A 24,889-nucleotide genomic window follows, 5' to 3' on the forward strand; every position below is an offset into this window, starting at 1 on the left:
GTGGTGATTTGTTTATATCGAATCACGTCTGAACGGGCTTGGTACCCAAAGCCCAGTCAGCAATGGCCTGGCGCATCTGGGGGCTGTCGCCAAACGGCGCGCCCACGTCAATTCGGACCTCGGGGTGGCGCTGCGCAAAGGCCGCCACGATGTCCACCAAGTCGCGGTTGACATGTTTGCCCGCTGCCCAGAACAGCGGTTTGATGGCGATGTGCCGGCAACCCAGCGCCGTCAAGTCGGCCAGCGTATCGGCCAGAGACGGCTGCATCAGCTCCAGAAACGCCAGCCGACAGGGCCCTGCATGCTGGCTTTGCACCCGCGCCAGAATTGCGTCCAGCGGCAGCCGCCAGGCCGGGTCGCGCGAGCCGTGGGCAAACAGGACGATGGCGGTGGGGGGCAGGGTGGTCATGGGCGCCACTTTAACAAGGCCCGGGCTGTGGCCAAACGGCCTCAACGCCGTGATGCCGCCTTGACGTCCGTCTGAGTCGTCTGTACCGGGCATGCGCGGCGGGGATAATTTGGCGTTCGCCTTGGCGACCCTGCCTCTTTCCTGTCTGGTCTAGCCCATGCCCCACCACCGCAACCCGCGCAGTTTGTTGACCCCCGCCATGCACAGCGTGCTGGACCGCATGGCGCGCGCCGGCAAACTGCCACTGCACGCGCTCACACCCGCTCAGGCGCGCCTGGCCTACGAGGTCGGGGCCCATGTGCTGGAGATACCACCCGTCAAAGTGCACCGCGTCGAAACCTTCACCCTGCCCGCGCGTGACGGCTTTGAGGTGCCGGTGCGCCTGTATGCGCCGCCCCGGTCTGACCACGCGTTGCTGCCGGTGCTGGTGTTTTTTCATGGTGGCGGTTTTGTGGTGGGCAGCATCGCCACGCACGACAGCCTGTGTCGCACCTTGAGCCACTTGGCGCACTGCGCGGTGTTGTCGGTGGGTTACCGGCTGGCACCTGAACACCCGTTTCCGGTGGCCTTTGACGACGCCTGGGATGCTGTGCGCTGGGTGCACCAACAGGGTTTTGCGCACGGGCTCGATTCCAGCCGCATCGCGGTCGGCGGCGACAGTGCCGGTGGCACGCTGGCCGCGGCCTGCGCGCTGCAGGCGCGGGATGCGGGCATCCCACTGGCGCTGCAAATGTTGATCTACCCCGGCTGCGCCGCGCGGCAGGATTCGCATTCGCACAAAACCTTCGGCCACGGCTTTCTGCTGGAAGCTGCGCACATTGACTATTTTTTCAAGCTGTTTCTGCGTAGCGAGGCTGACCGCGATGACGCCCGCTTTGCCCCGCTGCTGGCTGACGACCTGGAGGGTCTGGCTCCGGCCTGGTTTTGCCTGGCCGAGTGTGACCCGCTGGTCGATGAAGGCTTGGCCTACGCCGACAAGTTGCGCGCTGCCGGTGTGCCGGTGGACCTGGAGCTTTACCGCGGCGTGGTGCACGAATTCATCAAAATGGGCCGTGCGATCCCCGAATCCCGCCAGGCGCATCTGGATGCGGCGTGGGCGCTGAGGCAGGCGTTGGGGTGATTGAACCGTTGACCCAGCCAGCATCTGCACGGGCGTTGGCCAGCGTGGTCTGAAATCGAACGTGTATGGGTGAATGAAGGCGAGTTGATGTCAGGTCAGCAGCGATTGCGGTCATGCGACTGGGATTCCCAGTGTTACACGACACCGGCAAAAAATGTATTTGGAGATGCTAGGTGTGCAGTGCCTCCGTATATCGCCTCAAAGACCGCTTTCTTATGCACCCGAACTATCCTACACCGGCTGGAATCCACCTTGGTTTAACCACTACAGAATGCTCAAATCAATTGGATACACTCATCCTTCCAAGGTTGAGGATAGTTACTTTCAACAATTATCAGTCAGTCCAAAATCCCGTCCTGGCAGGTGCAATGGCCACCAAAAAAATCGAAGCTACGGAAAGACATAAATGCGCATAACAAACGACTGCCAACCCGATGCAATGTTGGCTGAACTATTTCGCCTAAATAAAAGCACAGTTGACGACACGGCGGGGTTCAATGAAGTTAATTGGTCTAATCACGATTTTGTATGCAAAGAACTGAAGCAAAGAGTGGATGCGATGCTACGCTCTTACAAGCGGTTGGGTAACGAGGTAAATGTGACCCAAAGCTTCCGGGACAACGGCGTTGACATATTATTGGAGCTGGAAAGCTCATTGGGATCGACTCGTCGAATTGGGATCCAAGTGAAGAGCAATCGTGAAGCTATAGCTGCAGTGAAAAGGCTGGGCGATGGCAATTCCATGGAGGGGGTGCTAAAGCGCCAAGCTTTTGAAGCTACTAAATGGGATTTGCAGGAATGGTGGGTGGTTCTATGCTTCGACTTAACCTCTAAGGCTCATTCTGATTTGGTAAATAGAATCAGCTCGGAATTGCTACCGGGCAGGCCATTTTTTGAAACTCGTATCTTTAAGCCGACTGAGGCTTGGGACTTGCTGGCTTTGGGGGATGAAGGCATTGATGCAATATGTGTCAGCATGCTGTGCAAAGACGATGAAATTCTCGTTGCTGCTAAAGTCGAGGCAGAGGGGCTCACTGGCGGAGCGTATTCCGTTGTCATGAATACCCTGTTCGATTCGTTTTCCGAGCACACTTTGCTGTCACTTGGAGACCTTTCACGGCTGACCGAAGTGGACTATTCCCTTGATATCACAGCAACAAGTGCGGTCGTAGATGAATTGGAAGCAAATGGCTACTTGACATATATCAGCCACGAAGATGCTTGGTCCACGTGCCCTACCACGTTCCCTGGACTGTGTGCTCTCTACTTTGAAGGTCGAACGCGACATAGGCTTTCGAGTTCAGCAGCAGCAAATTTTGTGCAAAAACTCGTGTAACCCAGTCAATCAGCCCAGGAAATATAAAAAACAGGTAGCTTATTAAAGGCTTTAGACCATCGAGTTGACGCTGGCGGCCTTTGATTGAAACTGAAACGAATATCCATTAATTGTTCAATGCTCAATCAGTGGTTGGACGACAATTTTTGAAAGCTAGTAGCGAATGCTTCCGTGTGTGCCTGAATGACTGCACTGGGGTGCCACTTAAGTCAGCTTCCAGCCTGGAACGGGCACCCGCATTGCAGCGTAAGCCGACATTTAGGCGTATGACGCACTGAGCTATAGTTCAGTGAAAGTGAACCGTCGGAAGACCTTAACTCGACGTAAACCAAATTTCGCCAAGATAGGCGACAGGGTTCAAAGGGATGAAAATGTTATCAACTTTTTGTGAAATTGGCTACAAACCCCGGCTGCAAGAGCCTCACCGCTGGACGGGTCATTGGCATCAGCAGGTGGAATTCGGGGATATCTCGTTAGACGGCGCCAGATCATGATCGATATCTCCGGCGCACGGCTTCAGCCCTTTCAAGCCTTTCATTCGTTTCATGAGCGAATCAATGTCCACATCAAGGTCGCCCACGCAGCGAACGTTTTGTTAGTTCGGCATGTTGGCGAGCCTAACAATCAAGACCAACTAGCGGAACTCATCACCTCATGTCACCCATCTTGGAATGCTCCACCAGTCCGAAACTTAAGCATTGACCTGCAGCGGGCTCAAGATGCAAGTGTGTCTGCTTTTGCTGTCGTATCGGTCTTCTCAGCGTTCGATGACTTTCTCATCAGCACAGAAGCCGAGATCAGCAGAGTAGTCGGGAATCAGCGGACGGCAGACCCAACCTCGGATGAATCCGATGCATCAGAAGACGACGAAGAGAAGATTGATCGTGTGTTCCGTCTTTATGCTTTTATGAGTTGGAGCGACACCGGAATCACTGAGCTACAACCACTGCTGCGGTACTTTCGTATCTGCCGGAATTGCATAGCACATCGTAACGGTCGCGCCTCCAAGGCCTTGGCAACGCAGTCCGCAGACCCCCGTCTGGCGATCGCGCTTGCTGCCCTGCAAGACGGCCGGGAACGCGGAGTTATGACCTTCAAGGTAAATGAAGCCATTCACGTCGCCCCCACGCTGGCGATCATGTGTTCCCACATTCTTCGATTAATTGCTATTGATGCTAACAACCGCTTGGTGGAGACGCTTGGGCTTGACGGAATACTCAAGTCAGTCGCGCATCACGCCGTTCGATTGAATGACGAACTTGGGGGAAAAGACCGGAAGCGACCGGAGGCTATCGTGAACGCATTTCTCACCAAGTCGAGAGTCCATATGGATTCACGTCAAGAGTCCATCGCGGAGATGAAACGCGTTGGAGTTTGGACTCCCTACCTTAAGGCAATCAGCCGGGGGTTGGCGACGTCCAACAGATCGGTCAAACGGACTGCCTCCGGCAGACGCTGACTATGCAGAGAGACTATTGTCCGCATTCGACTCCAAGCCAATGTTAATTGAGTAACTACCATAAGAATTCACAGAAAATAACGGAGCGGACAGGCATGAGTGGAATTAAAACCAAAAATTCGGCATTAAAAACTGCTTTAGCCTTTCATTACCAAGTGATGATTGGCTTAGACAAGTGTTTCACTCTTGAAGACGGTCAGTCGGTTTGGTTCGAGAAAGACGGTGATGTCAGCTTGATTTCGCCAGACACTTTGGAATCAATACAAACCGAAGTGAAAGATTACTCAGCGGCGCTCACTGACCACCACGAAAACCTTTGGAAGACGTTAAAGAACTGGCTAGCGCCAGAGTTTAACCACGATCAATACGGTTTTTTGGTACTTCACACTACCCAAGCGTTTGGCGAGACTACTCGACTAAAGAACTGGAACTCACTAAATACAAAAAAACGCTTGCAAGTATTAAAAGACATTTTTGCAGAACGTACCGAAAACCAGCTGAATGCCGATAAGCCATCAGATATTATCAAACTGCAAATAGCGGTAATGGCAGCTGATGAGGTAGTTCTTAAGAATGTACTGGGTAAAGTTACTTTATATACGCAAGCCGATAACACACAAGAGTTGGAAATAAAAATACTCTCCAAGCCAGTAGGAATTCCAAAAAGTAATCTGAAAAGTTACCTGCATGGGCTTATTGGCTTTGTTTATGCGCAGGCAACTCAGCACTCTTGGAGTCTCAAGCACCAAGAGTTTTCAGCTAAGTGCGAAGAGTTAACCGCACTTCTTTGTAAAAAGGAGTTCACCTTTCCGATCTTTTCTGGCTATGAAGCCTCAGAGCCAGAAGTGGAATTACACCAGGACAGACCTTTTGTGCAAAAAATTACCGAAATTGAACATCACGATATGGTTTCTGATGCTGTAGGTAATTGGATTGAGCTACAAAACTCACTACTTCAACAGTTGGATGAGTACCCACTCTATAGGGACAAAACAAATATCTACCAAAATCAATTGGTCAAAAAATATAAGCTAGCCTATTCGAGCGCTCAACTAGAAGCGACAGATCCAATTAAAAGTTCGAAATTGCTTTACAACAGGACTATAGGTGAACTACCGCTTAACATGGGCAGTGATATCCCGCCTCTTGAATACAAAAATGGCCTAATACACGATGCCATGGATGATGAAGAACGTGATCTAAAATGGAGGGTTGAGCCATGAGCAGCATTGTTGACGCTCTATATGAGTTGAAATACAACCCATTCGAGTATGGAGGATATCTTGCCTCTTTTTACACAGCAGTAGGCGAATTAGCAAATAATTTTCTACTTGCCCCTTTGGTGATCCCACTTTGCAGTCATCCTATTTTTGGGCAAAAATTATTCAACTCTAACATTAGAAGCACTGTCTGGTCAGTTTTTGCCGATCGCACCAAGCTCTATGACCTACAAGAACGAATGGATGAATTTCAAGCATTAACAGAGCAATGCATTCAATATTGTTTAGTCAATGATTGGTTGTCCGTAAACCAAGAAACTTTGTCCCTTTGCGCATGTGATGAATCTGAGTCAGTATTTACCAATCAAAAAAGTGCAGAAAAATTAGGACGGTTGTTTAGCGGTCACTCAGTGGTCGAGATTTATGCGTTTTTAGGAGTGAAGCCGCGATGAGAACATTAATTAATGAAATTGGCGTCATTGATAAGCAAGGAAACAAGCATCCTGTTAATTTTAAAAAAGGGCTAAATGTCGTTACTGGTAAATCATCTACCGGAAAAAGTGCCTTAATTGAAATATTTGATTATTGCTTTGGCAGTGGTGAGAACACCATTCCAAAAGGAGTCATTACTGCCAGTGCCGCGATTTACTATGTTGCGCTTTCGGTTCATGAACAAGGTATGGTGATTGCGCGTGATCCTGACATGGCGAGCAAGGCCTTTTTTCGTCGAGTTGAGTTATTCAATTCTGACGATATTGATCGAGATTATTTTGATAGTAGCTACTTCCGCCCGCTAGAAGAGTTTAAGAAGCATCTAAGAGATTTTTTCTTAGATATAGATGACGTGGATGAGTCATTGGCTGCTAGAGCCAATCGACGGTTTAATGCTAAAGCACCCACCCCTTCAATACGCAGTTTTTCATCGTTTATTCTTCAGCATCAAAATCTTGTTGCAAATAAACATGCGCTATTTTACCGATTCGATGAAAAGGAAAAACGTGACCAAGCGATTGATCATACCAAGATATTTTTAGGGTTAGTTGATCAGCAATACTTTCACTTGTCACAAGAAAATGAACGGTTAAGCGCCGATATTCGACGTTTGGAGCGTCAAAAAGAGACAAACAAACGTGCCTCTGAAAACTACAAGCAAGGCGTTGGCCCCGTTTTAAGCCAGCTGTATGCTTTGATGGGGTTTAAAGACGAGCCGCTATCTTTGCAGCAGGTAATACGCCACCCACAAGGCGCCAAAGACCAACTCGACAGTATTATCGTACCTGAAAAAATTAATCATAACTCGGATGCAGTTACTCAACGCTATATTCAACTAAAGTTGACGCGTAGCCAAAAGACAGTTGAACTAAGAAAATTGCAGCGCGAAGCAGCGTCAATTAAAAAACATATTCAAGAAGATGTGCGCTTTGTTGATAATGTAAAGAAGTTTAGCTCACCCAAACATGTCCAGATATCAGCTTCAGTCTGTCCGTTTTGTCGTACTGAAATAGATACGTTGCGAGGAAGTGCAGAAAAATTACAGCAAGCTATCATGAAGGTATCGGGAAACCTTGCGCAAGCGCGACCAATGAAAGCGAAGTTTGAATCCTCCTTGGTTGAAGTGCAACGTAACATTGAGATTTTTGATAAGGAACTGACCGCTTTAAATCTGCAAATCATGGAAATTGAGAAAACAGAAAAACAGTTGGCGGAACAAAAGAGCCTGTATGAAAGTATTTTGATGCAGAAAGCAAAACTATTTGTGCTTCTTGACACTCTCAACATGGCCGATGATGCAGAGCTTGAAAAGCAAATTAGAGTACTAAAAAAACAAATTACAGAAATCAACAAAGAATTAACTCAATACGATGTGCAAAAGGGGTTGGAAAGCGCTGCCGACAAAGTTAACCAATATATGGCTGAGATCGGCAAGCACTTTGATTTTGAAAAAAGCTACGAACCCATTAATCTTCACTTCTCCTTTGAGACATTTGATCTGTACCACCTGCAAGGGGATGAGAAAGTTTATTTAAGGTCGATGGGAAGTGGAGCGAATTGGCTCTACAGTCACGTAACGCTTTTTTTAGCTTTGCACAGATACTTTGCTGAACTGGGTGATAAATGCGCAATTCCATCACTAATATTCTTCGATCAGCCGACACAAGTGTACTTCCCGAACTTCAATAGAGATAACTCTGCGACTTTTGAAGAGCAAAAGAGTCAGGAGACTGAGCAGCGTAAAAAGTCTGAAATTAAACAGGATGTCGATGAAGACGTTAAAGCTGTAGAAAACTTATTTAGCCGCCTTTCGATTTACTGCAATGAGCTAGAGAAGAATAATGGATTTAGCCCACAAATTATCGTGACAGACCATGCTGACAATCTAACTTTGGCGAATGGCGTTTCGTTTGAGTCTTTGGTTGAAGGCAACAGGTGGCGAATGCGTGGCTTAATTTATCCTACAAAAGAATAAATACACGCCAACAAGCGTATGAGGCAATTCACGAGATTGGGGTCAGATTAAAATAGTCTCCGATTTTCGCGGCATTCGAACTCTTAGGGGAAGACGAGGTTAGCGTATAACAGGGCGCTGCTGTCTGACAAATTTTCCGCTACGCTCCAAATTTGCCGCGGAGCGCGGCGTAAAGCGCCAATCCATAGAATTTGGATGACCGCTGTCTGTAGGTTTGACTGTCGGCTTCCAGCCTGACCCCGACCCCCAAATATCGCATCCCAACCTATTGAAGGCGGGTGGCGGGGTTGCCGGGCGCAGGCTCAATTCGCGTGAAGTGACCGCTGGCGTGTCAAGTCTGGCTGCAAAACACGGGCATCCGAACAACCCAAGTCCTCGCCCGCGAGCAAGCCGGAGAACGGCAACCCCGCCGCCCGCCTGGTGGTCGAGTCCACAAGGCGAACAGGTTTTTGCCCCCCCAACCCTGCCAGCGATAATCACTCCCATGTCAAATCCCAAAGTCCTGTTCGGCTTCCATGCCGTGGGTGTGCGGCTCAAAACCGCGCCCCAATCCATTGTTGAAATCTATTTTGAGCCAACCCGCCGCGACGCGCGCATGCGCCAGTTCATTGAGAAGGTGAATGAAGCCGGTGTGCGCCTGATCGAGGCCGACGGCATGCGTCTGGCCAAACTCTGCGGCAGCCACGGGCACCAGGGCGTGGCCGCGCGGGTGCATGAGCTGGCGCAGGTGACCTCGCTCGATGAGCTGCTGGAGCGGCTTGAGGCGGCCAACGCCGACAAGCCTGCGCCAGAGCGCGACCAGCCGCTGATTCTGGTGCTCGACGGCGTGACCGATCCGCACAACCTGGGCGCTTGCCTGCGTGTGGCGGATGGCGCGGGTGTGCACGCGGTGATTGCACCCAAGGACCACGCCGCGGGCATCAACGCCACGGTGGCCAAGGTGGCCAGCGGTGCGGCGGAGACGGTGCCGTATTTCATGGTGACGAATCTGGCGCGTACCCTCAATGAGCTGAAGGAGCGCAACATCTGGATCATCGGCACCAGCGACGTGGCGCCACGCACGCTGTATCAGGCTGATTTGAAGGGCCCGGTAGCGTTGGTGCTGGGGGCTGAGGGCGACGGCATGCGCCAGCTCACCGCCAAAACCTGCGACGAGCTGGTGAGCATTCCGATGCGCGGTGCGATGGAAAGCCTGAACGTGTCGGTGGCCAGCGGCGTGTGCTTGTACGAGGCGCTGCGCCAGCGTTCACAGGGCGTTTGACGCCCAAGGCGTAGATGCCGGGTCAAGCCAGGCCTGACAGGCATGAGGGCGCCATGCCGGTGGCGACGCTCGGCGTTATTTCACCGGAATCGGCGTGTTGGCGGGCACGGGCACCGCTGTCACGCTGTTTTTGGGGCTGCCGTCAATGAGCTTGTCGGAGTACACCAGATACACCAGCGTGTTGCGCTTGACGTCCACCATGCGCACCACGCGCACGTGTTTGAACAAAAAAGATGAGCGGGCGTTGAAGACCTCGTCCTGCTTGTCGATCTTGTCTTGGAAGCTGATTGGCCCGACCTGGCGGCACGCCACGGCCGCATCGGAGGTGTCTTCGGCCAAGCCCAGCGCGCCGCTGTAGCCGCCGGTTTTGGCGTGCGACAGGTAACACGCCACGCCATTGACCTGCGGGTCGTCAAACACATCCACCACCACCTTGTCGTTGGGGCTGAGCAGCTTGAAGGTGGTGCTGACATCCCCGACGGTTTCGGCACTGGCGCCGAGCGCGGCGCAGCAGCACAGCAGCGAGACGATGATTTTTTTCATGGGGGCGTTGGCCTTTCTGAAGGGGTAAAAAGAAGTGGGTCGGTGCGTTCAGCGTTGGCTGATCAGGGTCACCACATCGCCAAAGTCGGCCACCAAGTGTTGGTGCGACTGGTCGATGCCAGGCCAGTCCAGCGCGTTGGCCTGGGCTTGCAGCTGGGTGGCCCAGTGGGTCATGCGCGCCATGCCCATGTTGCCACAGGCGCCCCGAAGTTCGTGGGCCAGGGCAGCCACCACCGGCGCATTGCGTTGGGCGACCGCATCGGCCAGTTGGGCCATCAGCGCCTGGGTGCTCTGGTGAAACAGGTCGAGCAGTCGGGTGACCATCTGCGGGTCGTCGCCAAAATAGCTTTCCAGCAGCTGCAGGTTGAGCCGCTCCCCGTGGCCATCGGCTGCCACGCGGGCGGGCTCGCCCGGTGCTGGCAGCGGGGCCAAGGTGGGTGGCTCAGCGTTCTGCGGTGCTGCGGATGTGTCAGCGGCGGGTGGCCCGGCCCACTGGTTGAGCAGTTGGCGCAATTGGTCGATCTGGATGGGTTTGCTCAGGTAATCGTCCATACCCGCGGCCAGACACCGCTCGCGGTCACCCTGCATGGCGTTGGCTGTCATGGCGATGATGGGCACGCGGCGCTGGCCCGCACGCTCGGCCCGGCGGATGGTGGCGGTGGCCTCAAAGCCGTCCATCACCGGCATTTGGCAGTCCATCAGCACAGCGGCAAACGCGGGTGCCTCGCCACGTTGTGACCGGGCCAGCCAGTCAACCGCGATCTGACCGTTGTCGACCATGTGTAGCGCATAGCCCAGCTTGTGGAGTTGAAATTGCGCCAGCCGCTGGTTGACCGGGTTGTCTTCGGCCAGCAAGATGACCGGGCTGCCGGCGCTCGGGGTGGCTTCGGGGGCCAGGGGTGGCAAGGGCAGCGCTGGCGGCGGTGTTTCGCCCGGCCAGTAGGGCGCCAGGTTCTCGGCAGCCACCAGCGGCAGCGTCAGCCAGAAGGTGGAGCCCTGGCCCGGCTGGCTGGTCACACCAATGTGCCCGCCCATCAGTTCCACCAGGCGTTTGCTGATGGCCAGGCCCAGCCCGGTGCCGCCGTATTTGCGGGTGGTGGAGCTGTCCGCCTGGGTGAATGACTGGAACAGCCGGGCCTGAATCTGCGGCGCAATGCCGATGCCGGTGTCGCTCACCTCCACACGCAGCGTTGGTGCAGGGGCATCGGTGTCACGCCTGGCGTTGACGGTGATGCCGCCCTGGTGGGTGAATTTGATGCCGTTGCCCAGAATGTTGAGCAGCACCTGGCGCAAGCGCACCGGGTCACCCATCAGCAGCGCGGGCAGGGTGGGGTCCAGTGTGCTGCGCAGCGTCAGTGATTTCTCGCGGGCGCGCTCGCCCAGCAGCTCCAGTGTGCCGCCCAGCACCTGCGCCAGTGAAAACTCGGTGACCTCGATCTCCAGCTTGCCGGCCTCGATTTTGGAGAAATCCAGAATGTCGTTGATGATGACCAGCAGGTCCTGGGCCGAGTCGCGCACGATGCCGGTGAACTCGCGCTGCTCCTCGTCCAGCGCGGTGTCGAGCAGCAGGTCGGTCATGCCGATGATGCCGTTCATGGGGGTGCGGATCTCGTGGCTCATGGTGGACAAAAATTCGCTTTTCAGGCGGGAGTTTTCCAGCGCCTGGTCGCGCGCCTCCAGCAAAGCTGCCTCGGCCTGTTTGCGCAGCCCGATGTCATTGAGCAGCCCGACATAGTGGGTCACCTGGCCGCGGTCGCCGTGCACGGGTGACAAATGCAGTTCGGCCACGAAGGGGGCGCCGCCTTTGCGGTGGTAGGTGATCTCCAGGGTGATGCTGTTGCCCTGGTCCATGGCGGCCAACATCTGCCCGGCCTGGGTCGGATCAGTTTGGGGGCCGCGCAGGATGTCGACGCGCGCGCCGACACACTCGTCGCTGCTGAACCCGGTGAGTTGGCTGAACCCGCCATTCACGTATTGGATCAACGGGCCATCAGGGTGTGGTGCAGCGTCCAGGATGTAGATGCCCTGGCTGGTTTCGGCGATGGCCGACTCGATCAGTTTCAACCGTGTGCGGGTGCGGATTTCTTCCGAGATGTCGCGCTTGATGGCGACAAAGTGGGTGATCTCGCCGTTGTTGGTGATGGGCGTCACCGTCATTTGCTCTGGATAGACCTCGCCGTTTTTGCGGCGGTTGCGCAACTCACCTTCCCAGGGCTGGCCCGACAGCAAAGTCTGCCACATGTGGCGGTAAAAGTCGGCGTCCTGGTCACCCGACTTGAGCATCTGTGTGGCCTGCCCCAGGGCTTCAGCGGCGCTGTAGCCGGTGGTGCGGGTGAAGGCCGGGTTGACGTATTCAATCAGCCCGGCACGGTTGGTGATGACAATGACGTTGGCCGCAGCGTCCAGCGCGGCCTGCTGCAGTCGGATCTGTGCCTGCGCTGCCAACCGCTCGGTGATGTCGTGAAACGACAGCAGCGAGCCCGCCAGCTCGCCCTGCAGCCGCAGCGGCCTGGCGCAAAACGACACCGGAATGTGATGGCCGTCGTGGTGGACAAAATGGTCCTCACCCAGGCTGGTGGCACCGGCGCGCAGCGCGCTGTTGAGCGGACACTCTTCCACCGGGAAAGGTGTGCCATCCAGACGGGTGTGGTGCAGCGCTTCGTGGACATTGCGCCCCACCAGGTCGCTGGCCCGCCAGCCCAGCATGCGCTCGGCTGCGGCGTTGACATACGTGAGGGTGCCGTCCAGATCGGTGGTGTAGACCCCGTCGGCCAGGGTATCCAGGATGGTCGCGGTTTGCTCGCGCTGGGACTCGGTTTCGTCACGGGCGCGTTGGGTCTCTTGCAGCGCTGCGGCGAGTCGGCGCAGGAACAGCAGCACCAGGGTGCCGCCCAGCACCACCACCAGCGAGATCAGCACCGTCTCAAGCTGGCGCAGGTGCGCGCTTTGCCGGTTCAGGTCAGCCTCCAGCGCACGCAGGCGTTGGTCGCCCTCCAGAAACAGACGGTTGGCGTTCTCGTTGATGCGCTCAAACTGAGGCGGGATCAGCTTGAGGGCCAGGATGACTTCTTCTTCGGTTCGCAAAAACGCGCTGGCCTGACCTGACTCCAGCGCTTGCCAGCGTTTTCTGAGCAACTGCTGCAGGTCGTTGGTGCGTTGTCTGATCTGGTTGACCTGTGGGCCAATTTCGATCAGCTCCATGACCAGGGACTGTTCACTCAGGTCAGGGCGGTAGGTGGCCTGGCGGGTGACCTCGTCCTGGCCGTCGATGTTGAGCTGCATCAAGCGCTGCGAGGTGCCGCCGCGTTCCAGCACATTCAGATCGTGTTGCAGCTTGTCCAGATGCTGGTGGATGGCGCTGTGGATGCGGGCAAACCCGGCCTCGTTTTGGGTAACGGACAGGCGGTAAACATCTTTCTCAACCTCGCGGATGCTGCGCACAATCTCTTCGCCCACAAACAGCCGGGCGCGTTCGTTGTCACCCCGCAGGCGGATCTGCTGCTCCTGGTGGTCAAAATACCCGCGCAAGCCGAACACCAGCACCAGACACAACACACTCACCCCCACCAGCACGCGCATGCTGGTGTTGAGCACGGAGGCAGATTGGCTGGCGTCAGCCGCCGGAAGTGGGCTCGGTTTCAAGGGACGAGGGCGTTAGTCAGGGCGCAGCGAAAAAAGGTCTGGTAACGCCAGTGGCATCATTTGCCGGGTGACGTCTTGTTGTCCAAAAAGCCGTATTTGCGAAAGATGGCCTGGCCTTCCTCGGCAGCGGTCAGGGTCATGAACGCCTTGGCTTGCGTGGCGTTGCTGGTGCTTTTGAGCAAAATCAGCAGCAGCGCCTGCGGTTTGGCGATGCGGGTGTCCAGGTCAATCACATCGAATTTGGCTGAGTTTTCAGGAAAGAAGCCGGTGGCACGCCAGTTCATGGTCAGGTCCGCCTCGTCTTTGCGCATGGCGTTCATCAAACTGCGCGAGTCGGGTGACAAAAATGCGCTGGCCTTGACCACCTTGGGGTAGATGCCCAGGGTGTCCAGCACATGCTTGGACGCCTGGCCCACGCTGCCTGAGGTGGCGTCGCCCAAAATCACCCGCAGGTCTTTGCGCAACAGCTCATGCGGGTCGGGCTTGACCTTTTTGGGGTTGCCCTTGGGCACCACCATCGCCATCTGGTTGTAACCCACGGTCACGAACTCGCCCAGAATGCCTTCGCTTTGGTGTTTGTCGCGGTAAGAGGGTTCGCCCGGCAGGTACCAGTCGCCCAGGCCACTTTTTTTGGCTGATTGGTACAGGTCTTCGGAGCCGCCTTGGGCGATCTTGACCCGGACTTTGGCGCGTTTTTCAAACAGTTGGGCAATTTCGGTCATGGGTTTGACCATGGTGATGCCGCAATACAGCAGCATCTCGGGATCAGGGGTCTGTGCCTGCGCCACGGGGGTGGCCAGGCACAACACCAGGCCGATCTTCAGAAAGAAATTTTTAAACATGAAGCCATTCCCTCAACGGTGTACCGTCAGATCTTAGACTAGGCCAAACCAGCCCAGAACGGCACCCGCGCCCAGCAGCCACAGCAGATGCAACCGGGTGCGCCACACCACCACCGCGCTGGCAATCGACAGCAGCCACAGCGGCCAGTGGTCCAGCGTCTTGCCCAGGTTGAGAGCCAAGATCCAGCCGGTGGCGACCAGCAGCGCCATCACCACCGGTGCCATGCCTTGCTTGAAGGCCCGCACCGATCGCAATTCGCGGTTGTGATGCGCCCAGCGCGAGGCCACCAGCGTCAGCGTGGTGCTGGGCATCAGCACACCCAGCATGGCCACGCCCATCCCCGCCAGCCCATAGACCCAGGCCAGGGCACTGCCCGCGGTGGCCCCGCTGGCGTTGAGCCCCACGTTCCAGCCCAGCAGCGCCACAAACAGCACATTGGGCCCGGGCGCTGCCTGGGCCAGCGCCACCGAGGCGCTGAACTGGCTGTCAAGCAACCAATGGTTCTCATCCACCAAGATGCGGTGCATGTCAGGCAGGGTGCTGATGGCGCCGCCAATCGCCAGCAGCGACAGCGACAAAAAATGCAGCAGCAGCGCGGCCCAGTCAGCCGCCGTCAGGGTGATGGTCATCATGCACCTGGTCCCGCTGGCTGCGCTGGCCCCGGACCGGTGTCGCCGTCACCACCTTGGCGACCACGTCGGGGAGGCTGCCCGAGCAAGCGGTAGGCCCACACGCCCGCCAGGCCGCCCAGGCCCGCCAGCACCCAGATCAGCGGGATGCGCAGCCAGGCAATCGCGATGAAAGTCAGCGCGATCAACGCCCATTGCGCGGCGGCTGGCAGCACATTGGTTTTCAAGGACGGCAGCAATTTCAAGCCCACCGCCACAATCATGCCGGCCGCCACCGCGCTCATGCCGCGCAGGGCGCCCTGCACCTGGGGTTGGTCCGAGACACCGGCCAACAACACCGCCAGCGCCAGCACAATCAGCACCGGAAAGGTCAGCAGCCCGGCCAGCGCGGTCAGGCCGCCGCGCCAGCCAAAGTAGCGGTCGCCCAACATCAGCGACAAATTGACCACATTGGCACCGGGCAACACCTGCGCTACCGCCCATTCCTCCACAAATTCCTCGCGTGACAACCAGCGCCGCTTGTCCACCAGTTCGCGCTGCACCACCGCCAGCACGCCGCCAAACCCCTGCAGCGCCAGCCAGGTGAAAACCCAGAACAGCTGCCCCAGCGACAGCGGGCGGGAGCGGCCCAGGCTGGCCAAATCACCGTCCTGCATGTCGGAATAGTTGGTCATGCCCCTCATGGCTGGTCACCTGTGGGCGAGAGGCTGGCCAGCTGCTGGCGGGTCCAGTCGATCACGCGCGGGTTCAGGCACATCTCCAGGTGGCCGATGCCCCGAAACTCGGTGACCGGCACGCCGGGCAGCACCTGCTGGCGCTGCGGGATGCAGATGTTGTCGTTCAGGTTCAAGGCAATGTGCATCAGCGCGCGCCGCGGCGCGTCCTCGCTGTGGCCCAGCGCTTGTACCCAGTCGCTCTGAAACAGCATTTGTTGGCCGTTTTGGGTGGGCGCGCCGCGGGTGACGCGGGTGCCCTGGTGCGGGCTGCCCAGGGTGATGATGCGAGCGACGCGCTTGAGTTGATCGGCTGGGACGCGGCGCAGCCAGGCGCGGATGGCCAGCCCCCCCATGCTGTGGCCGACCAGCGCCACCTGGCTCGCGCCGGTGTGTGCCAGCAAGCGGGTGACCGCGTCTTCTATCCGCGGCGCGTAGTCATCAATCGAACCAAACAGCGGCTCCAAGTCGAGCGCCAGCACCGGGTGCCCGGCTTGGTGTAACGCCTGCGTCATGGCGTCCCAGACGCGGTGGTTGCACACATAACCGTGCACCAGCACCACCGGCACCCGGTCGCGCCGGGGGGCGTCGCCAGGTGGCAGCAGGATGGCGTTGGGCTGGCGCGGCCAGGGCTGGCGCAGCATGAAGATGCGCACGGCCGAGGTGAATTCGCGCCACAGCAGCCCCCACCAGCGCCGACCCAGGCCGGGTGTCCGGGACAGCCACATCGAGGTCAAAATGACCAGAAATTGCGTCGCCAGCGGCAGCGACACGGCGACCAAGGGCACCCACAGCAGCGCCAAGGCACCGGCACCTTGGCGGGCCGACAACACGGCCAGATAAGTCCCCAGCAACGCGCCAGTGATGAGTTGAAACAGGTAAAGTCCGCGCAGTAACAGTGCAAGCATGGTGGGTGAAAGGGCCGAAGAACGCTGGGCCGCGATTGTCCGCCAAATGCAGACGTACCCAGCAGACGCACCCACCTGGCATCCACCCAACATAGCCTGACCATGCCCCAACTTCTTGGTGTCCAGATAGCCCGCGCCCGACGCGTTGTGATCAACGGCCGCAGCGTGCTCACAGCCATCCACAAACAGCCGGTGTCTGGCCCGGTGCCGGTGTTGCCCCTTGGCCTGGGCGGCGACGAGCAGGCTGACTTGTCGGTGCACGGCGGCCTGGCCAAGGCGGTTTACGCCTACCCGTCTGAACATTACCCCCAGTGGCAAGCGGCACGCCAGGCGGCGGGGCTGACCGGCATTGACGATGCCTTGCCCTGGGGCAGCCTGGGCGAAAACCTCACCTTGTCGGGGCTGCTGGAGTCGCAGGTGTGGGTGGGTGATGTGCTGCAGTTTGCCCACTGTGCGCTGCGTGTGACCCAGCCGCGCGAACCCTGTTACAAGTTCAACGCGGCGATGGGCTTCAGCGGCGCTGCCAAGACCATGGCACAACTGGGCTGTTGCGGCTTCTACCTGGCCGTGCACGAGCCCGGCCACCTGCAGGCGGGAGACACGTTTGAACTCGTTCCAGGCCAGCGCGGCTTGCGCATTCCCGAGAGCTTTCAGGCCAAGATGCGCAAGCACCTGCGCTAAGGCGCGGCGGTAGTCTCATGCCTGACGGTGGCTGGCGGTGCCTCGGGCGCAGGCCCTGTGGCGGCGGTAAAAGTCACACGCGTGGGCCACGCCCGCGACGGCCAGACACAGCAGCACCGGCGCGCTCAACGACTGCGGTTGCGACACCCGGTAAGCCAGCATCAGCAAAAAACCCGGCACCAGCCCGAAGCCCAGGTCCAGCCACTGCAGGCCCCGACCCGTGCGCTGGTTGAGCAGCCCCAGGGCCACAAATTCGACCATGGTGAAGGCCAGGACGAAGTCCAGAAAATGGGGTGACACGGCAAAATCGTTCATGCGGATACGTTGTCCTGTAGTCTGTCAACAGCGGATGGCGCCTGGCGCGTCATTTGGGGTGCTATGTTGGTCATGGCGTTTTGTTCTTGTTTTCAGAAAGCATCTGTGTGATCAGGGCGTCTTTCTCGGCCCACAGCTGATTCACCCACCCTTGGCAGGCCTCTCGCAGCGCCTGCTCGGCGTTTTGGCCGGCGGTGGGCTCGGCGCATGGCACGGGCAGCGTGTTGACCCGCACGATCACCCGTTTGACCTGGCCCAGCAAAAAATGGGTGAAGGTGGGCCGCCCGTCGGGGTAGACGATGGTCACGTCCAGCACCGCGCCAAACTTCTCTCCCATCGCCTGCAGCGCCAGCGTGATGCCGCCCGCCTTGGGCTTGAGCAGATGCCGGTAGGGTGACTGCTGGCGCTGTTGTTTGGCCGGGGTGCAGCGTGTGCCCTCCAGAAAGTTCATCACACTGGTGGGCACCAGGGCGTATTTTTCGCAGGCTTTGCGGGTGGTGGCGGCGTCTTTGCCGCGCTCTTCGGGGTGCTGCTGCAGGTAAGCCTCGCTGTGGCGGCGCATGAACGGGAACTCCAGCGCCCACCAGGCCAGGCCCATGATCGGCACCCAGATCAGTTCTTTTTTCAGGAAAAATTTCAGCAGCGGAATGCGCCGGTTCAGCACATGTTGCAGCACCAGAATGTCCACCCAGCTCTGGTGGTTGCACACCACCAGGTACCACTGGCGCGGGCTCAAGGCCTGCACACCGCTCACATCCCAGTCGAGCTTTTGCGTCAGGCGCATCCAGAAGCTGTTGCCGGCAATCCAGGCCTCGGCAATGCGCAGCAGCAGCGGGTCAATGATCAGGCGCACCGCCTTGAAAGGCAGCAGCAGTTTGATGATCGACACCACCAGCAAGATGGGCACCCACAGCAAAATGTTGAGCAGCATGAGCAGGCTGGCCAGTATTCCGATCAGCGGTGCAGGCAAAAAGTGAAGCATGATGGCTGAAATTTTGAGGCGCAGGGGCTGCGCCGGTGCGCCATTTTCGGGGATGATCAGTGTGTTGTTAGACCGTTTTTTTGGGGAGAGAGTCCAAAGATGATGCCTGAGTTGTTACCACGTTCTTCTCCCGTCCAGGTGGCGCTGATTGGTTACGGTTCTGCGGCCAAGATTTTTCATGCGCCGCTGATCGCCGGCGTGCCTGGCCTGCAACTGGCTTGTATTTGTTCCAGCCGGGCCGATGCGGTTCATGCCGATTGGCCTGCGGTGCGGGTTGTGGCCTCGCCGTCCGAGGTGTTTGCCGATGCCAGCATCGACCTCGTGGTGATCGCCACGCCCAACGACAGCCATTACCCGCTGGCGCTGGCGGCTTTGCAGGCGGGCAAACATGTGGTGGTGGACAAGCCCTGCACCGTGACGCTGGCCGATGCCGACCATCTGCTGGAAGTGGCGGCGCAGCGGGGCCGGGTGATGACGGTGTTTCAGAACCGGCGGCTGGACAGCGACTTTCTGGCGCTGCAGCAGGTGCTGGCCGGTGGTGAACTTGGCCGTGTGGTGCAGATGGCATCGCACTTTGACCGTTACCGCCCGGTGGTACCCAGCCGCTGGCGCGAAGAAGATTTGCCCGGCTCGGGCCTGTGGTTTGACCTGGGCTCACACCTGGTGGACCAGGCGCTGGTGTTGTGGGGCAAGCCCGATGCGATTCAACTGGACCTGGCCTGCCTGCGTGATGGCTCCGAGGTGAACGACTGGTTCCATGCCGTGTTGCGTTACGACACCACCCATGCCGGGCTGCGGGTGATCCTGCACGCCAGCACCCTGGTGGCCGAGCTGGGGCCGCGCTGGGCGGTGCATGGCACCACCGGCAGCTTCACCAAATATGGCCTGGACACGCAGGAGGACACGCTGAAAACCGGCCGCCGCCCGCAGCTCGACGCCCAGGATGACTGGGGCGTTGACCCGCAGCCGGGTCAGCTGCTGCACATGGCAACACTCAGTGGTGTGTCGTCACCCGTGTCGGTGCGCCGCGAAGCGCCCAACCCACCCGGCAACTACCTGGCCTATTACGCCAACCTGCGTGACCATTTGGCCGGGCAGGCTGAGCTGATGGTGACGCCGGAACAGGTGCGTGCGGTGATGCAGGTGCTGACGCTGGGTGAGCAGAGCGCCCTGCAGCGTCAAGAGGCCCGGCTTGGTTGAACCATAACGGCGCCAGGTTGGCGCCTTGGGTTCACGCTTCGTTGGTGATTCTGGGGACGTTGGTCGATTCCAGCTTGAATTTTTCAACCAGCGCCAGCAGACGGGTGGCCTGCTCAGTCAGTGAAAACGCCGCCGCACTGGCTTCTTCGGCCATGGCAGCGTTTTGCTGGGCCACATCTTCCAGACCCTGCATGGCCTCACGGGTTTCGGTGATGGCTTGCAGCTGGGTGGTGGTGTCGTGGTGGATGACCCCCATCATTTGCGACACCTGGCCGATGGATTCGCTGATCTTGTGGGTCGAATCACCGGCAATCACCACCTGTTGCGAACCTTGTTCCACCTTGGCCTGCGAGTCCTGGATCAGGCCCCGGATGTCTTTGGCCGCCACGGCACTGCGGCTGGCGAGCTGACGCACCTCGGTCGCCACCACCGCAAAACCCCGGCCTTGTTCACCGGCGCGCGCCGCTTCGACCGCGGCGTTGAGCGCCAGGATATTGGTCTGGAACGACACACCGTCGATCAGACCGATGATGTCGGCAATCTGGCGCGAGGCCGCGTTGACACTGGCCATGATGGCCACCGCACCCGAGACCACCTGTTCACCTTGCGCCGCGTCGTCGCGCGCCGAGTCGGCCAGTCGGTTGGCGTTGCGGGCGGCCTCGGTGGTTTGTTCGACGGAGGCCACCAAAGTCTGCATGGCAATGGCGGCACGTTGCAAGGTGCTGGCAGCGTCCTCGGTGCGTGAACCCAGTTGGGTGCTGCCCTGGGAGATTTCATTGGCGCCTTGCAGGATGGCGCGTGAACTCTCCACCACGTCAAAGGCAAGTGCACCCTGCTTGAAGCGCAGTTCTTCCAGCGCCATCAGCAGTTGTCCGATCTCGTCGCCGCGCTGTGTCACCACAGGCTCGGACAAATCGTGATCGGCCATGCGCCGGGCGGCCTGCACCGCCTGTTCAACACCCTGGGTGACGTTGTGGGTGATCCACCAGCCCAGGCTGGCGGCAAGCACTAGAGCAATCACCGCACCGGTCAGCAGGATCAGTCGGGTGGAGTCTCCCAGCCCCGCCGAACTCTGCGCTGTCAAGCGGCTTTGCTCTTCGTCCCAGGCGGTCAATTTTTCAGAGCTGGCCTTCCAGGCTTCCAGCAGACCGGTCCATTTGGCGAGGTCTGAGGTGAAGGTCAGGCGGATATTGAAGCCGACTGAATCCAGACCGCGGTCTCCCCCTTCAGCGGTGGCTTGTTTCACCAGTTCATGAACATCCGCACTGCGCTTCTCAACGTCGTCGAGCAGGGCCAGGCCGGCCGGGTCGGAGATCATGGCGCGGGCCTTGGTCGCGCTTTCGGTGAAATTTTTGTGGATGCCGGTCACCAGTTCCAGCCCTTTGGCGTTGGCGTTTTCCATGGAGTTGGCCATCGTGCGCAAGGTGGTGCCGTAGGCGTTGACGCTGCGCTCGATCCCCCGGACCGCCTGGCTACGCTGCGCGCCCGTGCCCGCTACGGCGTCCAGGGCATTGCTCATCGTCTGAACGCGTTGCATGGCAATCCCTGTCAGGAACAGCAGGATCAGCAGGATCAGCCCGAAGGCCAGCATCATGCGGTGCGACAACCGAAGGGAACCAAACTTGTTTGAAGTAGACATGGAAAAAATTCGTGTTGTGTTCGATGGAAGCGGCCGCTTTGCGACCGCTTTTGTCTCTGCCGGGCCCGACTGTACAGCAACTCATCCGGCCGTCAGTTCCGGGCAAGGTCGGTCCAGGCCTTGCCTTGCATCAACGGGGCGTGTGTTGCTTGCCAGAGTAAGATTTGGCGGTCCATGCAGCTTTCTGGGGTGACCTTGTTGATGACTTCGATCCTTCCCATCAGTCTGGGTGCCGCCTTGGGTGCGGTGTTGCGATGGCTGCTCAGCACCCGGCTCAACAACCTGTTTCCGTCGCTGCCGCCCGGCACACTGGTCGCCAACCTGGTGGGCGGTTACCTGGTGGGTGTGGCCGTGGCTTACTTTGCCCTGCATGTGGAACTGTCGCCGCAGTGGCGCCTGATGGTCATCACCGGGTTTTTGGGCGGATTGACCACGTTTTCGACCTTTTCGGCCGAGGTGGTGACCCAAATCCAGCAGGGCAACCTGATGTGGGCGTTTGCCACCATCGCTGCCCACGTGCTGGGTTCTCTGGCCATGACGTTTCTGGGCATGGCCACTGTGGCGGCGCTGGCCTGACCGCGCGCCAAGTCGATCCGGGAGGTTCTCATGAACGGTTTTCAAGTCACCTTTTTCACCCAGCAAGACCGCCGCAACCATGGCCTGCCCCTGGCAGAGTGGTTGCTCAAGACTGCCCGTGACCTGGGGATTGCCGGTGGCACCGTGATCGCCGCCGCCGAGGGGCTGGGCCATGACCGGCGGCTGCACGCCGCGCACTTTTTTGAACTGGCCGACCAGCCTGTCGAGATCACTTTTGTCTTGCCTGAAACCCAGTTGAACGCGTTGTTTGCCGTGCTGGCCACGGAGAATATCCGTCTGTTTTACACCAAGGTGCCGGTGGAATATGGCGTGGTGGGCACCGCGCCGGGCTGAGTAGCCCGCGTCTGGTGGCGGCGCGATGACGGTTCGCCCCGGAGGCAGCGGCTGCCCCTGATGACCATGTTGACAAGCCCAAAACCTTACACTCGCGGGCTTCCCCATCCCCTGAAGTGTGCATGAACGCCCTTGTCGACGTCTCCTTTTTTCCGCGTGCGGCCAAACCGCTGACCAGTTACCGCAAGTTCTGGGCGGCGCGTTTTGGCACGGCACCCCATTTGCCGATGAGCCGCGCCGAGATGGACAAGCTGGGCTGGGACAGCTGCGACATCGTGCTGGTGACGGGCGACGCGTATGTGGATCACCCGAGTTTTGGCATGGCGGTGATTGGCCGCATGCTCGAAGCCCAGGGTTTTCGCGTGGGCATCATTGCCCAACCCGATTGGCAAAGTGCCGAACCGTTTCGGGCTTTAGGCAAGCCCAACCTGTTCTGGGGCGTTACCGCGGGCAACATGGATTCCATGATCAACCGCTACACCGCAGACCGCAAAATCCGCACCGACGACGCTTACACGCCGGGTGATGTGGGCGGCAAGCGGCCCGACCGCGCGGCCATTGTCTACAGCCAGCGCTGCCGCGAAGCGTTCAAGGACGTGCCCATCATTTTGGGCGGCATCGAAGGCAGCCTGCGGCGCATCGCACACTACGATTATTGGAGCGACAAAGTCCGGCGCAGCATTGTGGTGGACGCCAAATGTGACCTGCTGCTGTACGGCAACGCCGAACGTGCGCTGGTGGAAGTGGCGCACCGGCTGGCCGCACGCGAGCCCATCGAAGCCATCACCAATGTGCGCGGCACCGCCTTTGTGCGCCGCAGCGATGACCCCTCGGGCAAAGACTGGTTTGAGATCAATTCCACCAGCGTGGACGAGCCGGGCCGCATCGAGTCGCACATCAACCCGTACCAGACCACGTCCGAGCAGGCTGCCGGGCAGGGCACGACCTGCAGCAAGGACGATCAGAACGACGCCACGGGCAACATGCCGCGGCCACCCGTGGCGCCAGAAGTTGTCATTGCGGGCTCCGACCCGCAATCCATGACTGCAGGACTTTCCGGATCCCGGATCGAGTCCGGGATGACGACTACGCAGCCGCTGACCTTTTACGCCAACCCCGCGCTGTCCACCGGCGCTGGCAAGATGAAACTGCCACCGCGTGAGCGCAGTGTGATCCGCCTGCCCAGCTATGAGCAGGTCAAGGCAGACCCGGTGTTGTACGCCCACGCCAGCCGCGTGCTGCACCTGGAAACCAACCCCGGCAACGCCCGCGCTTTGGTGCAGGCGCACGGCGAAGGTGTGACGGCGCGTGATGTGTGGATCAACCCGCCGCCGATTCCGCTCACCACGGCCGAGATGGACTTTGTGTTTGACCTGCCGTATGCCCGCGCGCCGCATCCGAGTTACGCGGATGAATTTGGCAGGCATGACGGTGCCACCAAGATCCCGGCCTGGGAGATGATCCGTTTCAGCATCAACATCATGCGCGGCTGTTTTGGCGGCTGCACCTTTTGCTCGATCACCGAGCACGAGGGCCGCATCATCCAGAGCCGCAGTGAGGACTCCATCATCAAGGAGATGGAGGATGTGCGCGACAAGGTCAAAGGTTTCACCGGCACCATTTCCGACCTGGGCGGGCCCACCGCCAACATGTACCGGCTGGGTTGCAAAAGCCCCGAGATCGAAGCCGCCTGCCGCAAACCCAGCTGTGTTTTCCCCGGTATCTGCCAGAACCTGGGCACCAACCATGACCCGCTGATCAACATTTACCGCCGGGGCAGGGCGCTCAAAGGCATCAAGAAGATCCTGATCGGCTCCGGCGTGCGTTACGACCTGGCCGTGCAAAGCCCGGAATACGTCAAGGAGCTGGTGCAGCACCACGTGGGCGGCTACCTGAAGATTGCGCCGGAACACACCGAGCAAGGCCCGCTGTCCAAGATGATGAAGCCCGGCATGGGCTCGTATGACAAGTTCAAGGCGCTGTTTGAAAAGTTCACCGCCGAGGCGGGTAAAAAGCAGTTCCTGATTCCGTACTTCATCGCCGCCCACCCGGGCACCACCGACGAAGACATGATGAACCTGGCGATCTGGCTCAAAAAGAACGGTTTTCGCGCCGACCAGGTGCAAACCTTCTACCCCAGCCCGATGGCCACGGCCACCGCCATGTACCACACCGGTCGCAACCCGCTGCGCGGCGTGCGCCGCGAGGTCCAAGACGACAACGACACGGTGGACGTGGTGCGCGGTGAAAAGCGCCGCCGCCTGCACAAGGCCTTCTTGCGTTACCACGATGCCAACAACTGGCCGCTGTTGCGTGAGGCCTTGAAGGCGATGGGCCGCGCCGACCTGATTGGCAACGGCAAGCACCATCTGATTCCCACCTGGCAACCGATGGCGGACGATGGCTACCAGAGTGCGCGCAAGAAAAATGCCACCCTGCCCGGTGCCAAAACCGCGCCACGCGCGACCCAGCCAACGACGGCATCGCCCCAGCCGGTCAAAGGGCGTCTGCTGACCCAGCACACCGGCCTGCCCCCGCGCGACACCGGTAGCGGGCGCAAAGGCGCCAAACCCGGTAGCCGCACGCGCTGAC

General features: G+C 58.7%; 22 protein-coding genes. 12 read left to right on the top strand and 10 right to left on the bottom strand.

Annotation, left to right across the window (positions count from 1 at the left end):
* Window positions 1-22 precede the first annotated feature (22 nt).
* Window positions 23-409, bottom strand: coding sequence for a sirohydrochlorin chelatase (locus LHU53_RS12970; RefSeq protein ID WP_227333077.1), 387 nt, complete (start codon window positions 407-409; stop codon window positions 23-25).
* 157 nt (window positions 410-566) lie between these two features.
* Here LHU53_RS12970 and LHU53_RS12975 point away from each other — a divergent pair, with 157 nt between their 5' ends.
* The 7 genes from LHU53_RS12975 to rlmB all read left to right on the top strand — a co-directional run bounded on the left by LHU53_RS12975 (window position 567) and on the right by rlmB (window position 9,272).
* A complete protein-coding gene (locus tag LHU53_RS12975; protein ID WP_227333078.1) occupies window positions 567-1,529 on the top strand; it encodes an alpha/beta hydrolase in 963 nt (320 codons plus the stop codon).
* 406 nt (window positions 1,530-1,935) lie between these two features.
* Window positions 1,936-2,865, top strand: coding sequence for a XopAX family type III secretion system effector (gene xopAX, locus LHU53_RS12980; protein WP_227333079.1), 930 nt, complete (start codon window positions 1,936-1,938; stop codon window positions 2,863-2,865).
* Window positions 2,866-3,355: 490 nt separating this feature from the next.
* Complete coding sequence (locus tag LHU53_RS12985; protein ID WP_227333080.1) at window positions 3,356-4,324, top strand: hypothetical protein; 969 nt, start codon at window positions 3,356-3,358, stop codon at window positions 4,322-4,324.
* Between the two features lie 95 nt (window positions 4,325-4,419).
* Window positions 4,420-5,547, top strand: coding sequence for a hypothetical protein (locus tag LHU53_RS12990; protein ID WP_227333081.1), 1,128 nt, complete (start codon window positions 4,420-4,422; stop codon window positions 5,545-5,547).
* On the top strand, window positions 5,544-5,996 hold the full coding sequence (locus LHU53_RS12995; protein WP_227333082.1) for a three component ABC system middle component: 453 nt from the start codon (window positions 5,544-5,546) through the stop codon (window positions 5,994-5,996). The genes LHU53_RS12990 and LHU53_RS12995 overlap by 4 nt, the downstream gene beginning before the upstream one ends.
* Window positions 5,993-8,011, top strand: coding sequence for a DUF3732 domain-containing protein (locus tag LHU53_RS13000; RefSeq protein WP_227333083.1), 2,019 nt, complete (start codon window positions 5,993-5,995; stop codon window positions 8,009-8,011). Before LHU53_RS12995 ends, LHU53_RS13000 begins: the two co-directional genes overlap by 4 nt.
* 484 nt (window positions 8,012-8,495) lie before the next feature.
* Window positions 8,496-9,272, top strand: a complete 777-nt coding sequence (gene rlmB, locus LHU53_RS13005; RefSeq protein WP_227333084.1) for a 23S rRNA (guanosine(2251)-2'-O)-methyltransferase RlmB — start codon at window positions 8,496-8,498, stop codon at window positions 9,270-9,272.
* 75 nt (window positions 9,273-9,347) lie between these two features.
* Here rlmB and LHU53_RS13010 read toward each other — a convergent pair whose 3' ends face one another.
* From LHU53_RS13010 to LHU53_RS13035, 6 genes are read right to left on the bottom strand one after another with little or no spacing between them, the layout of a single operon-like run.
* Window positions 9,348-9,815 (bottom strand): CreA family protein, encoded by a 468-nt coding sequence (locus LHU53_RS13010; RefSeq protein ID WP_227333085.1) that lies wholly within the window; start codon window positions 9,813-9,815, stop codon window positions 9,348-9,350.
* Between the two features lie 48 nt (window positions 9,816-9,863).
* A complete protein-coding gene (locus LHU53_RS13015) occupies window positions 9,864-13,457 on the bottom strand; it encodes a PAS domain S-box protein (RefSeq protein WP_227333086.1) in 3,594 nt (1,197 codons plus the stop codon).
* A gap of 56 nt (window positions 13,458-13,513) precedes the next feature.
* Window positions 13,514-14,299, bottom strand: a complete 786-nt coding sequence (locus tag LHU53_RS13020) for a substrate-binding domain-containing protein (RefSeq protein ID WP_227333087.1) — start codon at window positions 14,297-14,299, stop codon at window positions 13,514-13,516.
* A gap of 33 nt (window positions 14,300-14,332) precedes the next feature.
* Complete coding sequence (locus LHU53_RS13025; RefSeq protein WP_227333088.1) at window positions 14,333-14,929, bottom strand: chromate transporter; 597 nt, start codon at window positions 14,927-14,929, stop codon at window positions 14,333-14,335.
* Window positions 14,929-15,603 carry a chromate transporter gene (locus LHU53_RS13030; RefSeq protein ID WP_370632296.1) on the bottom strand — a complete coding sequence of 225 codons (675 nt, stop codon included), beginning with the start codon at window positions 15,601-15,603 and terminating at the stop codon, window positions 14,929-14,931. The genes LHU53_RS13025 and LHU53_RS13030 overlap by 1 nt, the downstream gene beginning before the upstream one ends.
* 5 nt (window positions 15,604-15,608) lie before the next feature.
* Entirely contained in the window at window positions 15,609-16,550 is a 942-nt protein-coding gene (locus tag LHU53_RS13035) for a triacylglycerol lipase (RefSeq protein ID WP_227333089.1), read from the bottom strand.
* Window positions 16,551-16,652: 102 nt separating this feature from the next.
* On the opposite strand from LHU53_RS13035, the gene LHU53_RS13040 reads away from it, so the two are divergent.
* Window positions 16,653-17,231: an MOSC domain-containing protein gene (locus LHU53_RS13040; RefSeq protein WP_227333090.1), complete on the top strand. Its 579-nt coding sequence runs from the start codon at window positions 16,653-16,655 to the stop codon at window positions 17,229-17,231.
* A gap of 15 nt (window positions 17,232-17,246) precedes the next feature.
* Here LHU53_RS13040 and LHU53_RS13045 read toward each other — a convergent pair whose 3' ends face one another.
* On the bottom strand, window positions 17,247-17,546 hold the full coding sequence (locus LHU53_RS13045) for a hypothetical protein (RefSeq protein ID WP_227333091.1): 300 nt from the start codon (window positions 17,544-17,546) through the stop codon (window positions 17,247-17,249).
* A 70-nt stretch (window positions 17,547-17,616) separates the two neighbouring features.
* Window positions 17,617-18,528, bottom strand: coding sequence for an acyltransferase (locus LHU53_RS13050; RefSeq protein ID WP_227333092.1), 912 nt, complete (start codon window positions 18,526-18,528; stop codon window positions 17,617-17,619).
* Between the two features lie 102 nt (window positions 18,529-18,630).
* Between LHU53_RS13050 and LHU53_RS13055 the strand changes: the two genes are divergently transcribed.
* A complete protein-coding gene (locus LHU53_RS13055; RefSeq protein WP_227333093.1) occupies window positions 18,631-19,728 on the top strand; it encodes an oxidoreductase in 1,098 nt (365 codons plus the stop codon).
* Between the two features lie 31 nt (window positions 19,729-19,759).
* Here LHU53_RS13055 and LHU53_RS13060 read toward each other — a convergent pair whose 3' ends face one another.
* Complete coding sequence (locus LHU53_RS13060; RefSeq protein ID WP_227333094.1) at window positions 19,760-21,367, bottom strand: methyl-accepting chemotaxis protein; 1,608 nt, start codon at window positions 21,365-21,367, stop codon at window positions 19,760-19,762.
* Window positions 21,368-21,565: 198 nt separating this feature from the next.
* Between LHU53_RS13060 and crcB the strand changes: the two genes are divergently transcribed.
* The 3 genes from crcB (at window position 21,566) to LHU53_RS13075 (ending at window position 24,888) form a co-directional block, all read left to right on the top strand.
* Complete coding sequence (gene crcB, locus LHU53_RS13065) at window positions 21,566-21,943, top strand: fluoride efflux transporter CrcB (RefSeq protein ID WP_227333114.1); 378 nt, start codon at window positions 21,566-21,568, stop codon at window positions 21,941-21,943.
* Window positions 21,944-21,973: 30 nt separating this feature from the next.
* Window positions 21,974-22,297, top strand: a complete 324-nt coding sequence (locus LHU53_RS13070; RefSeq protein WP_227333095.1) for a DUF190 domain-containing protein — start codon at window positions 21,974-21,976, stop codon at window positions 22,295-22,297.
* 122 nt (window positions 22,298-22,419) lie between these two features.
* A complete protein-coding gene (locus tag LHU53_RS13075; RefSeq protein WP_227333096.1) occupies window positions 22,420-24,888 on the top strand; it encodes a YgiQ family radical SAM protein in 2,469 nt (822 codons plus the stop codon).
* Window position 24,889 lies beyond the last annotated feature (1 nt).

Origin of the sequence: Rhodoferax sp. U2-2l, assembly GCF_020594515.1 — a bacterium.
Taxonomy (GTDB): Bacteria; Pseudomonadota; Gammaproteobacteria; order Burkholderiales; family Burkholderiaceae_C; genus Rhodoferax.